The following is a 13719-nucleotide window of genomic DNA, read 5'->3' as shown; positions in this document are numbered from 1 at the left end:
AATCAACAACTATGAGAATTTCAAAAGTCTTCATTTCATGTCTCTTAGCTTCTTTTTTGATTGGATGTGGCGAGACCGAAGAAAAAAAAGAATCCAATCAAATCAAAATTGGAGGCAATAAAACCGAAACTCCTAAACAACAACCACAAACCTCTGCAATTTCTGCCGAGAAAACAATAGATCTTAATAATAAAGGAGTCGGCCCGATAAAATCACTTACCCTCAGTGAGACCATAGATCAAAACATGGTTGCCAAAGGTGCAGAGGTATTTAAATACAAGTGTACCGCTTGTCATAAGATAGGCAGTAAATTCATTGGCCCAGCTCCAAATGGCATTTTAAAGAGACGGTCACCTGAATGGGTTATGAACATGATTCTGGACCCAGAGGGTATGGTAAATAATGACCCATTAGCCAAGCAACTTCTTCTTGAGTACAACGGCTCCCCTATGGCAAATCAAAACTTGACAGAGGATGAAGCCAGATCCATACTAGAATATTTCAGAACACTTCAATAGCTAAAACATCAAAAAACAACAACAATGAAACTAATGCGCAACTTATTGTTCGTCTTGTGGATCTTTCCTTTACTGATGGCCTGCAACAACAGATCAGCGGAAAGCAACGCCCAGGATGACAAGACAACAACAGAAACGACAGACCAGAACCGCACAGGACAAGCTTTTATTGAAGACGATGAGTCCAAACCTACTGTCCTAGACATAGCCATCGGCTCCAAAGACCACACTACGCTCGTAGCCGGGGTGCAAGCCGCACAATTGGAGAATGCCTTGGTAAACGCAGGTCCTTTGATGGTATTTGCTCCTACCAATGACGCCTTTGCTGCATTGCCCGAAGGCACTTTAGACAACTTGCTTAAACCAGAGAATAAAGACCAATTGGCTTTTATTTTAAAGCATCACGTCACTCCAGGTAATTACACAAAAGAATTTCTGAAAAAATTTAAGAAGCTTGGTCAGGCCAGCAATCTCAATATCACCGTAGAAGTAAAGGGTGATGATGTCTATGTAGGCGGCGCAAAAATTCTGGCAAGTGTACCAGCAGGTAACGGCATTGTACATGTTGTTGATAAAGTGATTATCCCAGAACAGAATTAACACTAAAAACAAAACCAATGAGATCATTAATTAAAGGATTAGCAGCTACTTGCTTAGCTGCAATCATCTTAACAGCTTGCAACAATCAGAGCTCAAGTAAAAATGGAGCGTTATCATCTAGTGCAGCAGAGAAAGTATATGTCGCTCCCGGTGAGCAAGATGACTTTTATGCATTCCTCTCTGGCGGATATAGTGGAAACCTAACCGTTTATGGTTTGCCTTCAGGACGCATGTTCAAGGAAATACCAGTGTTTTCACAATTCCCCACATCAGGTTATGGTTACACCGAAGAAACCAAACCGATGTTAAATACATCCTTTGGATTTGTTCCTTGGGATGACCTACACCACCCTGACATTTCTCAAACAAATGGTGAGTTAGATGGTCGATGGATCTTCGTTAACGGAAACAATACTCCGAGGATTGCGCGAATTGACCTCACAACTTTTGAAACAGTAGAGATCATTGAGGTACCTAACTGTGCGGGCAATCACAGCTCATCATATGTAACAGAGAATACAGAATACGTCGTTGCGGGAACGCGCTTTGCCGTACCTGTTCCGCAAAGAGATATGGCGATCAAGGATAAGAAAGGAAACTTTAAGGGAGCTTTGACCTTTTATAAGGTTGACCCAGAAACAGGACACATGAATCTGGCCTTCCAAGTGTTGATGCCCGGCTTTGATTACGACAAGGCTCACCCTGGTAGAGGGAACTCTCATGGCTGGTTCTTCTTTACTACCTACAATACAGAAGAAGCAAGTACCTTAATGGAGGTAAACGCTTCTCAAAATGACAAGGATTTTATCGCTGCGTTAAACTGGCAAAAAATAGAGGCATATGTCAATGCTGGTGGTGGAACAAAAATGCCAACTAGTTATATGCATAATGTATATGATGAGACTAAGCATATGGCAACTTCGACCACAATTACTGATGTCCTAACGGTTGATCCTACCGAGGTGCCTGGAGCAGTGTATTTTTTACCTACTCCGAAATCACCTCACGGATGTGATGTGGACCCAACAGGTGAATATATTGTTGGAAGCGGTAAACTATCTGCGGATGTTACAGTGCACTCTTTTACCAAGATGATGTCGGCAATTGAGAATGAAAAATTCAGCGGAAACGCTTACGGGATTCCTATCCTTGATTATGAAGCAATTTTAGGCGGAAGTGTAAAAAGCGGCGGACTAGGACCATTACATACCGAGTTTGATGCAGAAGGAAATGCTTACACCACCTTCTTTATCTCATCCGAAGTAGTAAAATGGAAACTAGGTACATGGGAAGTAGTTGATCGCAAACCGACTTTCTATTCAGTAGGTCACTTGATGATTCCTGGTGGTAATTCTAGAAAACCCTTTGGAAAGTATGTTGTTGCGATGAACAAAATCACCAAAGATCGGTATCTGCCAACTGGACCAGAACTGGAACACTCTGCACAGCTATATGACATTTCCGGAGATAAGATGCAACTTTTATCTGACTTTCCGACTCATGGTGAACCGCATTATGCAGCAGGATGTCCCGCTGAATTACTCAAAGGAAATTCCAAAAAGATTTACAAGCTGGAGGATAACAAACACCCCTACGCTGTAATGTCGCCTGCAGATACTCGAGTAGAACGAAACGGTAACGAAGTACATGTTTATATGTCAATGATTCGCAGCCACTTTACTCCTGATAATATCGAAGGAATAAAGGTTGGTGATAAGGTTTATTTTCACATCACTAACCACGAACAAGACTTTGACGTACCTCACGGGTTTGCAATGATTGGTGCTAATACATCGGAAGTCTTAATTATGCCTGGACAAACCAAGACAATTGTATGGCAACCCAAGAAGCCAGGTGTATGGCCATTCTATTGCACTGACTTTTGCTCGGCATTACACCAAGAAATGCAAGGTTATGTGCGAGTCTCTCCAGCCAGTTCAAACATTGATTTATCCTGGTCCTTAGGAGAAGACTGATAGGTAAGACCAAAGCAAATTTAGATTAGTGCTTATTACTTATCCTTAATTAGACGGGAGCGTCATTTCAGCGCTTCCGTCTTACAATAAGATTATGAAAAAATCACGATTCACCATGTTATTGGCAGTACTTCTGCCCCTGCTACTATTTGTATTCCCTTTGTGGAAAATCACCTTAGAAGCCCCTCAGTATCCTACTCCCTTAGGGATGTATATTCATATCAATGATTTTTCTGACGCCAATCCACACGATATTAAAAATATCAATATTATGAATCACTACGTGGGGATGAAGTATATCCCAGATGCCATTCCGGAGTTCAAAATCTTCCCTGCGGTTATCTTAGTATCATCCGCACTTGGATTACTATTGGTGTTGTGGGGGAGACATAAATGGTATCTGGTTTGGTTTTCAATAATGGTTCTGTTGAGCATAGCCGGAGTATATGATTTTTATCTCTGGGAATACGATTACGGCCATAATTTGGACCCAAAGGCAATTATGAAATTCACCAATCCTGATGGCAGTGTTATGGGTTTCCAACCTCCGTTGTTCGGATCTAAAGATATTCTAAATTTTACAGCTCACTCTTATCCTCAGTTGGGGGCATATTTTCTCGCATTGGGAATTGCACTCGCCGGCTTAGCTTTTTGGTTTGGCAAGAGAGAAAACAAAAAATCTATCTGAATGAAAACTGTCATAATCCTCTTGAGCGGAATAATCTTGTTAGCCTGTAATCCTTCAGTAAGATCCATCGATTATGGTATCGATAGCTGTCACTACTGCAAAATGAATATAGCTGACCCTAGATTTGCAGCGCAGCTTGTAACTGAGAAGGGGAAAATTTTCACTTTTGACGCCATAGAATGTATGGTCAATGACCTGGCCGATTCCAGAGAGTCTCACGCAGCCCTTGTGGTAATGGACTACAACAATCCCAATCAGTGGATTAATGCTTCAGAAGGGCATTATGTAATAAACAACAAGATTCAAAGTCCTATGGGTGCACATTTGGCTTGTTTTTCTTCTAAGGCCGACGCATATACTACACTAGATATTCCGCAAGATTCCATTTTGGACTGGAATACGCTTGTAACCAAACGTTTTACTTTAGAAGGCCTGTAAAGTGAAAAAAACAGCTGCTCATTTTTTAGGGATCCTAAGCGTAATGATCATCTTGATTAGCTGGCCACTAAAAGTTAGTGGACAAATAATTAATCTAAATACTCGTATGGAATATCAAACCATACAAAATGCTATAAATGGTGCAGGCCCACACGAGTCTCTTCTAGTCAAAAATGGCACATACAAAGAATATGACATTACCGTAGACAAACCCTTGTGTATCATGGGCGAATCAGAGGCTGTAATTGACGTTGCAGAAAAAGGATACGGTTTTAAAGTCGTCGCAGACAGTGTAAGCTTGCAGGGCTTAACTATACAGAATACCGGTCAAAGCTACACCAAAGACTTTGCTGCCATTTATATATCGAGAAGCTCTGATTTTGAATTACAGAACAACCAACTGCAAAATGTAACTTTTGGAATGCTGATTGAAAAATCAAAAAATGGCACAGTATCCGGAAATTTGATCTATGGCACCCAAAAAGATGAGGCCGCGGCAGGAAACGGTATACATCTTTGGGACTGCTCCAAAGTGTTGGTTTCTAACAACGAGGTGTTCAATCTAAGAGATGGTATTTATTTTGAATTTGTGAAACAAAGTGTTGTACAAGGAAACAGTAGTCATGATAATATAAGATATGGCCTACATTTTATGTTCTCTAACCATAACGAATATCATTACAATACCTTTACCAACAATGGGGCTGGAGTTGCCGTTATGTTCTCTAAATTCATTACCATTAGTCACAATACTTTTAATCTGAATTGGGGAACAGCTGCTTACGGTTTGTTATTGAAAGAGATTTATGACACCACCATTACTTATAATAAATTTGTTGAAAACACTGTCGGAATAAATGTAGAAGGCTCAACACGAATCGATTATCACCACAATAACTTCATTAAAAATGGTTGGGCGGTAAAAGTACGAGGGGCTTGCTACAACAACAGTTTCAGATTCAATAACTTCAAATTCAACTCTTTCGATGTTTCGTACAATTCTAATATGAATGACAACAGTTTTAATCAAAACTACTGGAGCAATTACAACGGTTATGATTTAAACAGAGATGGGCTAGGTGATGTCCCATATCGCCCGGTTAAATTGTTTTCTTACGTAGTAAATGAAACGCCCGAAACAATAGTGCTATTAAGAAGTTTATTTGTGGATATTATCGACTTTTCAGAAAAGGTTTCGCCGGTTTTCACACCAGAAGAACTCATAGACGAACAACCTCTAATAAAAGCGCTTGACCTATGATTCAAATTCAAAACTTAAATAAACGTTTCGGAAAAAATCAAGTCCTGCTTGATCTAAATTTACAATTGGAACAAGGTGGTATCACCGCCATTTTGGGTCCAAATGGTTCTGGAAAGACAACCTTGATTAAAAGCATATTGGGGATGGTACAACCAAATTCTGGAGAGATCATTATAAACGATAAGTCCATCTCTAGGGCCTTTATTTATAGAAAGCAAATTGACTATTTACCACAGCTAGCGAATTTTCCAAATAACCTCAGGCTGCGTGAAATGTTGCACATGATAAAAGATCTGCGAAATGAGCCCATTTACAGAGACGCAGAACTGATTAAATTATTTCAACTTGAACCACACCTCAATAAAAAGCTCGGTCAACTATCCGGAGGGACTCGTCAAAAGGTGAATCTCACTTTGTCTTTTATGTCAGACAGTCCTTTGATTATTCTCGATGAACCAACATCGGGGCTTGATCCTGTCTCCCTGATAAAATTAAAAGAACTCCTCATTTCAGAAAAGAGGGCTGGAAAAACCATATTACTTTCATCCCACATTACCAGCTTTGTAGAAGAAATGGCCGATCAAATCGTATTTCTCCTTGAGGGGAAAATTTACTTTAAAGGTACCATTGAACAGCTAAAAACCGAGAGTAACACAACTAATTTCGAGCAAGCAATAGCTTGGGTCTTAAACCAACAAAATGTTTAAAATTATAAAGTATAGTTTTTTCGATCTGATGCGTAGCCGATGGAGTTACGCATATTTGGCGTTCTATTTTTTACTTGCTATAGTTTTACTTTTTCTGAATAACGATTTGTCAAAAGCGGTTATCACTTTAATGAATGTGATTACCGTTCTGGTACCCCTAATCGGAACTGTGTTTGGAATTATGTATTACTATGACTCCAAAGAATTTACCCAATTGCTACTCGCACAACCCATAAAGCGTTCTAGTATCTTTTTGGGTCAGTATTTTGGCGTGGCAGTCTCGTTGTCTATGAGCCTGTTGATTGGCCTTGGAATTCCATTTGTCATTTACGGCCTATTTAGCTCTTCAGTGATTTGGGATTTCAGCTTACTACTCGTTACTGGAGTGTTCTTGACATTCATCTTTACAGCAATTTCATTTTACATCGGACTCTGCAACGAAAATAAGATCAAAGGCTTTGGCTATGCTATTGTTATTTGGCTGTTCTTGGCTGTGATTTTTGACGGCATACTGCTATTACTTATGGTCTATTTCAACGATTATCCTTTGGACAAATTTGCGCTTGGAGCCTCAATGTTAAATCCTATTGATTTGTCTCGAATACTCATCCTTCTGAAATTAGATATTTCAGCACTTCTGGGCTACACAGGGGCTGTTTTTCAAAAATTCTTCGGAACCAGATTAGGGCTATTTGTAGCACTCAGCATGCTATCTTTCTGGGTTGCAGTTCCAGCCTTACTAATACAACGAAAGTCTCTCCGAAGAGATTTTTAATCTAGTAGTTTTCGTAAATTGAGTCTTCATTTTTAAGCCTATCCATTATGAATAGAAGATTGTTTTTGTGCTGTTTTTATTTCTTTATTACAGGTATCAGTTTGGCTCAGTCAATTTTTGACAGAGACAAAGCAGCCATTATACAAGTCATGCAAGATCAATCTAAGGCATGGTCTGCCCACGACCTAGAGGGCTTTATGGCGGGATATTGGAAGAGTGATTCCTTGAAATTTTACGGCAGTGGCGGTTTGGTAAAAGGTTGGCAAGCCACCTTAGATCGCTATAAAAAGAGTTATCCTACTGCAGACCATTCAGGGACGCTTAAATTTACCATAGACGATGTGAGCCCTGCCGGAACTGATTCCTACACGGTTATGGGTCGTTATCATTTAACCCGCAAAGTGGGCGATGCCAATGGAGTGTTTTTGGTCGTATTTAGAAAGATCAACGGGCAATGGAAGATCGTTGCAGATATGTCTTGTTAGATGAAACCGCGCATTCGCAAAGCTACTTATGAGGATATGGAGGTTCTGCAAACTTTTAAAATGGGATTGATCGCTGCGGAGTTGCCCATGGACCCTACCATTCATCCAAGCACTACTAGCTATTACGAGTTCAAACCTTTAATTGACGGACCAAACTCAACCCTTTTAGTCGCAGAATTAGATGGCGATATAGTCGCCTCTGGCTACGCCAAGATCTTAGAAGACCGCAAGTATCTAAAACACACCCATTACGGTTATTTGGGTTTTATGTTCGTGCCGGAAAAGCACCGTGGCAACGGCTATAACGGTATGGTCACAGAGGCCTTAATTGCTTGGTGTAGAGCCCAAGGCTTAGCAGAAATTCGCCTAGATGTCTATTCGGTTAACGCCGCAGCGATTAGGGCTTATGAAAAAGCTGGGTTCAAGCCACACTTGCTCAATATGCGCTACGATCCTTAAAACTTCCTATCAGGATTAAAGGGCGACAGATCCATTGAGGTCTTCTTGTCAGAGATCAGTTCTGAAACTAGTTTCCCTGTTGCAGGCCCCATACTCCAACCCATCATGGCATGACCAGTAGCCAAGACCAAGTTTGAACATTTACCTGAACGGCCTATATATGCCATTCCATCTGGTGAGACAGGGCGCAATCCGCAGGCAGCCTCAGCTTTCTCAGCCTGTGTTAAAGCAACATCAGGATAGTATTTCGTAGCTGCCTTGGCAATGGCCTCTACCCTTTCTGGACGAATCTTATGATTTATTCCCGCTATCTCCATGGTTCCAGCAAAACGCGTAAACCCATCCATAGGAGTTACAGCTACCTTAGACTCACAAAGTATAGCAGGCATCTTAATTCCTAGATCTCTGGTCGAATTTATACGATAGCCCTTCCCTGCCTCCAAGAGCATTTTAATACCTAATTGTTTGGTCAGTTTAGCGCTCCAACTTCCGGAAGCCAAAACTACCTCATCTGGCGTATAGGTGTCTTTATTGGTCACAACTTTGACAATTCGATCGCCTTGGGTTTCTAGGCGTTGCACCTCTTCTTGAGTTTGAATTTCAACGCCTAATTGCGGCAATCGATTCTTTAACTCTGCCATCAACTGGTTGGGTGTGGTGTGCCCATCACAACCAAAATGTACTCCGCCAATAGTATCGATCTTTACATCGGGCTCCATAGCAAAGATCTCTTCCCGGGTTACCGGAGCAACCTCCAGGCCTTCTTTTGCTGCCAAGTCGGCCACCTCCAATTCGGCATCGAGCATTTTTTGCGTCTGACAAAGCATAATGAGCCCCTTGCGTTCCAGTTGGAAATTGAAATCTTCTGCGGATTTCAGCTCCGGAAACAACTCCCGACTGAGTAGGTTAATGTCTCGGATTGCGCGAACCGATCGGTCTACATTTGCCTGCGAACAAGATCTGTTAAAGGCCAAGGTCCATTTAATAAAATCGGCTTCCAATCTGGGTTTTATAAAAAGTGGACTCGAAGAATTGAACATCCATTTCAGGCCTTTTTTCATCACGCCAGGAGCCGCAAGAGGAATGATATGACTTGGGGTAAGATAACCCGCATTGACATAAGAGGCTCCTTGATCCATATTGGACTTATCGATCACGCGCACCTGATGTCCTTCTTGCCTTAAATAGTAGGAACAACACAGCCCCACAATACCTCCTCCAATAACTAGAACTTCTTTGCTCATATTACTTGAAATCCATAAGCGTAGGGATCATCCGTAGGGTCAATGCTGATGGTATTCTGTCCGTAGATCTTTGCCCAGCCGCGTATCTGCGGAATTATCGCATCAAACTGCCCCACTTTGGTTGTTCCTACAATTTTACAATTAAAGGTCGAGCCGATAAAGCTCTCGTGAATAAACTCTTGGTCTTGGGCCAGTTTACCCTTTGCGTGCAATTGAGCTAAACGCGCTGAAGAACCTGTACCACAAGGCGAGCGGTCTATCGCCTTATCCCCATAGAACACCGCATTTCTACCATGAGAACTGCTGTGAATGGTCTTGCCTGTCCATTGCATATGTGAGATCCCGTTTATATTGGCATCCTCTGGATGCACAAAACGCTCCGGATACTTCTCATTGAGTCTTTTACGCACCACTTGTGAGAAGGCGATGATTTGCCCGGCCGTAAAGTCTTGCAAGCCGCTGTAGTTCTGCTGAGGATCTACAATAGCATAAAAATTCCCTCCGTAGGCAACATCGACCTTAATTTCGCCCAATTCCGGACAGTCTACACTTAAGCCACTAGCTGCAAGAAAACTCGGCACATTCTGGATTTGTACCCACTCAACCTTGCCATCTTGCTGTTTGTACTGCACCCGTACAAGCCCTGCCGGTGTTTCTAGGCGAAGTACACCGGGCGTTTTGGGTTTTATCAGCTGCTTTTCTATGGCTATAGTGACCGTACCAATGGTTCCGTGGCCGCACATGGGTAGGCAGCCTGAGGTTTCTATGAACAGTACTCCGCAGTCATTCTTTGGGTCTGCCGGAGGATATAAAAAACTGCCACTCATCATATCGTGGCCTCGAGGTTCGAACATCAGGCCCTTACGGATCCAATCGAACTCTTTTAAAAAGTGCAAGCGCTTTTGTGCCATTGTAGCTCCCTGGAGCTCCGGATGCCCTGTAGTGACCACGCGCACCGGGTTTCCACAGGTGTGCCCGTCTATGCACTCAAAAACGTAATTATTTGCTGTTGCGCTCAATGTAGGCGTTGATTCTTTGTTCTAAAATATCTAAGGTTACTGTTCCTTGTCCGAGTATGACCTCGTGAAATTCGCGAATATCAAATTCCGATCCTAGACTTTCTTCTGCTTTTTGTCGCAGTTCTCGGATCTTGAGTTCTCCGATCTTATAAGACAAGGCCTGCCCTGGCCATGAGATGTAACGATCTGTCTCGGTATTGACCTCGTGAATAGATAAGGCGGTATTGCTCGCCATAAAATCCACTACTTCATCACGAGTCCATCCCAAGGCGTGAATCCCAGTATCGACCACCAAACGACAGGCGCGCCACATTTCGTAAGTGAGCTGCCCAAATTCTTCGTAAGGAGTAGTGTACATGCCCATCTCTGCAGCTAGATATTCTGAATACAATCCCCATCCCTCGCCATAGGCAGACAAATAGAGGTTCTTTCTAAACTGTGGGATACTGTCGCCCAATTCGTTGTTAAGCGCTCCCTGCAAATGATGCCCGGGCACGGCTTCATGCACCGTTAAGGCTGGTAAGGTATATAAGGTTCTGCTTGGCAGGTCATAAGTGTTTACCCAATAATATCCGGGGTTGGTACTTTTCTTTGAAGTACCTACATAACGCCCTCCAGTATACTTAGGCGCAATAGCATCAGGCACAGGGGCAACTCCATAAGGCTTTCTGGGTAAGGTCTTAAAAAAGCGAGGCAATTGCTCGTCTGCGCGTTTGGCCATGTCACGAGCAATCATGAGTAGCTCTCGCGGTGTCTTGGCATAGAACTGCGGATCTGTTCTTAAGAACTGTAAGAAATCTGCAAAGGAACCTTTGAACTCTAGATCGGCTATGATCTGCTCCATGCGCGCCTTGATCCGCGCAACTTCTTTAAGCCCAATGTCGTGTATGTCTTGAGCCGTATACTGCTCCGAAGTAGTATAGAAATTGATCCGATCTTGATAGAATTCTGCACCACCAGGCAGACTGGAAATCCCGATATCCTCTCGTGCATTGGGGTAGTATTCTTCTTCAAAGAACTTTTTAATTCTGATGAACTGCGGAATCACATTTTGCTCCACAGCTAACTCCGCAGCAGTCAAAACCGAATCCCGCTGGGTATCTGTAAGTCCCGCAGGTAAATTTTCAAAGGGAGAGTAAAAGTAACTGTCCTTGTAATCGAGCACTATGTGATCGTCATAGGTGGATTCATAGCCTTTAAAGATCACCGCAGCTTGTACCTGCCCTTCTTCTATTCCTTGCCGCAGGTTCGCAAAATGCTGATCCACATAATCTGGAATTGCATTGAGCACGTTCAAATAATCGATCACTTGCTCATAGTTGTTCAACGGACGCACTCGGTAATTCAGGTTTAGATGAAAGCCAGAATCAGACAACAGCGGATTCAAATAACGCTTATAAGTGTTGAAAGCTACTTTATCTTTAAGCACAAAGGTGAGCAGCTCTTTGGAGATCTTCTCAGAATCACTTAGACCTATAGTATCCAAGGTTTTTAGTTCTACCAACAAAGAGTCTGCAAAGACAGCGTCTTTGGCGTAACGCTCTGGCGTATACAAGCCGAGTTTGTACGCTTTATGATCGTAACTGTCGTAATTCTCGTGGGCCGATATCAGTGCAGCCAAACGGTCGGAATTGTTCTGAGATTCTTCGCAACTACTCGTTACAAAGAGCAGCATCAAACCTACGGCGAGCAGGGTAAATCTAAATTGCTTCATGGGTCCATTTGTTATTTACCAAACGGCGTATACCGAGTGGGTTCTCATTTTGTAAGGCGAGTGGTAGCTGCTCATTCGGCCAGTCTTGAAAGCTAAAAGGTCTTACCCAACGCTTTATGGAATGAATCCCTACAGCAGAAAATCTGGAATCTGTCGATGCCGGATAAGGTCCGCCGTGCAGCATCGATGGACAAACCTCAACCCCCGTTGGAACTCCATTAAAGATCAAGCGCCCAACCCGATTCTGAAGCGCTTCTACCACATCTTGCTGCATTGACAAGTCCGCAGCGCTGGCTAAAATTGTTCCTGTTAATTGACCTTCTAAGTTCTTAATGACACTTATAAGTTCCTCTTTAGAGCTGCAGCTTACCAGCAGCGAATAAGGACCAAAGACTTCTCGATGCAGCTGATTGTTATTTAAGAACTCCGCCCCGGACACCTTTAGGACCATTGGGCTGGCGTAGTTGGGCTCGGTAACTGCTGTCTCGGCCACTACAGTAGCTGTCCCAGCTTGTTCTTTTGCGCTGCTTTTACCTTGGTCAAAGGCTTTTTTAATTTTTGGGTGTAACATGCATTGCGGAGCCAATTCTTCAAAGGCCTGTTGCAGGTGATGTTCAAAACTCTTAAAAGCATCAGAATCCAAGCCCAAGATCAATCCCGGATTGGTACAAAACTGACCCGTACCCAAATTAATAGAACTGGCATATTTCTGCGCCCAACCTGCAGCATCTTCTTCTAGGGCAGAAGGCAAAGCAACCACTGGGTTTATGCTACCCATTTCTGCAAAGACGGGTATGGGTTCTTCTCTATCAGCGGCAAGATCGAACAAAGCACGTCCGCCTTTAATACTGCCTGTAAAACCGACTGCTTTTATCCCCGGATGTGAAACCAATTGTGTCCCTACTTCAATACCGCTAGAGTTCAAATTGGAGAAGATCCCCGGATCGAATCCGCTTTGATCTACAGCTGTACTGATGGCTTGAGCTACCAATTCTCCCGTACCCGCGTGCATTGGGTGTGATTTTACGATCACAGGACAGCCTGCAGCCAAAGCGGCCGCCGTATCACCGCCCGCAGTGGAATATGCCAAGGGGAAATTACTCGCCCCAAAGACGGCTACAGGTCCTAAGGGAATATTCATTTTTCGCAAATCTGGCTTAGGTGCCGGAGTTCTACTCGGGTCACCAGTATCTATATTGGCTTCCACCCAAGAGCCCTCAGCAACCAAGTCTGCAAAACTCCGCAGTTGAAAAACCGTACGCCCGCGTTCTCCTTGAGCCCTACCAGCAGGCAAACCAGATTCTGCACAATAGGTTTCAATAAGCTCGTCGCCCAAATTCATTATCTGATCTGCAATGGCATTGAGCAGTGCGGCCCTGTCTTTTCCGCTACTAGAACGAAAAGACTCAAAAGCGCGCGTTGCCGCCTGAACTGCGGCGTCAACTTCTGCTTCTGTGGCCTCTGTAAAAGTCCAAGGGTTGTCTGCATTTTTTTGCGGGTCAAACGTTTTAAAGGTTTTTGTTCCCTTAGCCGTAGGTTCACTGGCGATATAACTCTTTCCTGATATCATGAACTGAAGTGTTTTTTATAATGAGCTTCCAGATCAACTGGTTTAAATACTACTTTCTCGCTTGGCGGATGTTTTGCAAGCTTGTCCTTAGGACGTATAGGTCTTGGAGTAAATCCTCCGCCACAATTGGGACATACTTCGCGCAATGGCCCAGAGACACAATCCTTACAAAAGGTGCACTCAAAAGTGCAGATCATAGCCTCAGTGGAATCAACCGCCAGAGGCTTATTGCAATGCTCGCAACTAGGTCTTATTTCTAACATAG

At 43.1% G+C, this 13719-nt stretch carries 15 protein-coding genes; 10 read left to right on the top strand and 5 right to left on the bottom strand.

Annotation, left to right across the window (positions count from 1 at the left end; all coding sequences use genetic code 11):
* Positions 1-11: 11 nt before the first annotated feature.
* From BTO09_RS07855 to BTO09_RS07810, 10 genes are all read left to right on the top strand, one after another.
* Entirely contained in the window at positions 12-518 is a 507-nt protein-coding gene (locus BTO09_RS07855) for a c-type cytochrome (RefSeq protein ID WP_087524256.1), read from the top strand.
* 24 nt (positions 519-542) lie between these two features.
* Positions 543-1118 (top strand): fasciclin domain-containing protein, encoded by a 576-nt coding sequence (locus BTO09_RS07850; protein ID WP_087524255.1) that lies wholly within the window; start codon positions 543-545, stop codon positions 1116-1118.
* A 17-nt stretch (positions 1119-1135) separates the two neighbouring features.
* A complete protein-coding gene (gene nosZ, locus BTO09_RS07845) occupies positions 1136-3094 on the top strand; it encodes a Sec-dependent nitrous-oxide reductase (RefSeq protein ID WP_087524254.1) in 1959 nt (652 codons plus the stop codon).
* Between the two features lie 94 nt (positions 3095-3188).
* Positions 3189-3782: a hypothetical protein gene (locus BTO09_RS07840; RefSeq protein WP_087524253.1), complete on the top strand. Its 594-nt coding sequence runs from the start codon at positions 3189-3191 to the stop codon at positions 3780-3782.
* Complete coding sequence (locus BTO09_RS07835; RefSeq protein WP_087524252.1) at positions 3783-4220, top strand: nitrous oxide reductase accessory protein NosL; 438 nt, start codon at positions 3783-3785, stop codon at positions 4218-4220.
* Positions 4221-4326: 106 nt separating this feature from the next.
* The gene (nosD, locus tag BTO09_RS07830; protein WP_232454917.1) at positions 4327-5481 is read left to right on the top strand and encodes a nitrous oxide reductase family maturation protein NosD; all 1155 of its coding nucleotides are present in this window, start codon (positions 4327-4329) and stop codon (positions 5479-5481) included.
* The gene (locus tag BTO09_RS07825; protein WP_087524251.1) at positions 5478-6188 is read left to right on the top strand and encodes an ABC transporter ATP-binding protein; all 711 of its coding nucleotides are present in this window, start codon (positions 5478-5480) and stop codon (positions 6186-6188) included. Before nosD ends, BTO09_RS07825 begins: the two co-directional genes overlap by 4 nt.
* Positions 6181-6963 (top strand): ABC transporter permease, encoded by a 783-nt coding sequence (locus BTO09_RS07820; protein ID WP_087524250.1) that lies wholly within the window; start codon positions 6181-6183, stop codon positions 6961-6963. Before BTO09_RS07825 ends, BTO09_RS07820 begins: the two co-directional genes overlap by 8 nt.
* 47 nt (positions 6964-7010) lie before the next feature.
* Positions 7011-7448, top strand: a complete 438-nt coding sequence (locus BTO09_RS07815; RefSeq protein WP_087524249.1) for a DUF4440 domain-containing protein — start codon at positions 7011-7013, stop codon at positions 7446-7448.
* Positions 7449-7907: a GNAT family N-acetyltransferase gene (locus BTO09_RS07810; protein ID WP_087524248.1), complete on the top strand. Its 459-nt coding sequence runs from the start codon at positions 7449-7451 to the stop codon at positions 7905-7907.
* Here the strand turns inward: BTO09_RS07810 and BTO09_RS07805 are convergent.
* The 5 genes from BTO09_RS07805 to BTO09_RS07785 are packed head-to-tail and all read right to left on the bottom strand — an operon-like array spanning position 7904 to position 13717.
* Positions 7904-9151: an FAD-binding oxidoreductase gene (locus BTO09_RS07805; RefSeq protein WP_087524247.1), complete on the bottom strand. Its 1248-nt coding sequence runs from the start codon at positions 9149-9151 to the stop codon at positions 7904-7906. The genes BTO09_RS07810 and BTO09_RS07805 overlap by 4 nt on opposite strands.
* A complete protein-coding gene (locus BTO09_RS07800) occupies positions 9148-10170 on the bottom strand; it encodes a 4-hydroxyproline epimerase (protein WP_087524246.1) in 1023 nt (340 codons plus the stop codon). The genes BTO09_RS07805 and BTO09_RS07800 overlap by 4 nt, the downstream gene beginning before the upstream one ends.
* The gene (locus tag BTO09_RS07795) at positions 10151-11884 is read right to left on the bottom strand and encodes a DUF885 family protein (protein WP_232454915.1); all 1734 of its coding nucleotides are present in this window, start codon (positions 11882-11884) and stop codon (positions 10151-10153) included. The genes BTO09_RS07800 and BTO09_RS07795 overlap by 20 nt, the downstream gene beginning before the upstream one ends.
* Positions 11871-13454, bottom strand: a complete 1584-nt coding sequence (locus BTO09_RS07790; protein ID WP_087524245.1) for an aldehyde dehydrogenase (NADP(+)) — start codon at positions 13452-13454, stop codon at positions 11871-11873. The genes BTO09_RS07795 and BTO09_RS07790 overlap by 14 nt, the downstream gene beginning before the upstream one ends.
* On the bottom strand, positions 13451-13717 hold the full coding sequence (locus tag BTO09_RS07785; protein WP_087524244.1) for a DUF1272 domain-containing protein: 267 nt from the start codon (positions 13715-13717) through the stop codon (positions 13451-13453). Before BTO09_RS07785 ends, BTO09_RS07790 begins: the two co-directional genes overlap by 4 nt.
* Between the last annotated feature and the right edge of the window lie 2 nt (positions 13718-13719).

Source organism: Gilvibacter sp. SZ-19 (assembly GCF_002163875.1).
GTDB lineage: Bacteria > Bacteroidota > Bacteroidia > Flavobacteriales > Flavobacteriaceae > Gilvibacter.
The sequence above is the reverse complement of the archived record's forward strand: the minus strand, read 5'-3'. Positions and strand labels throughout refer to the sequence as shown.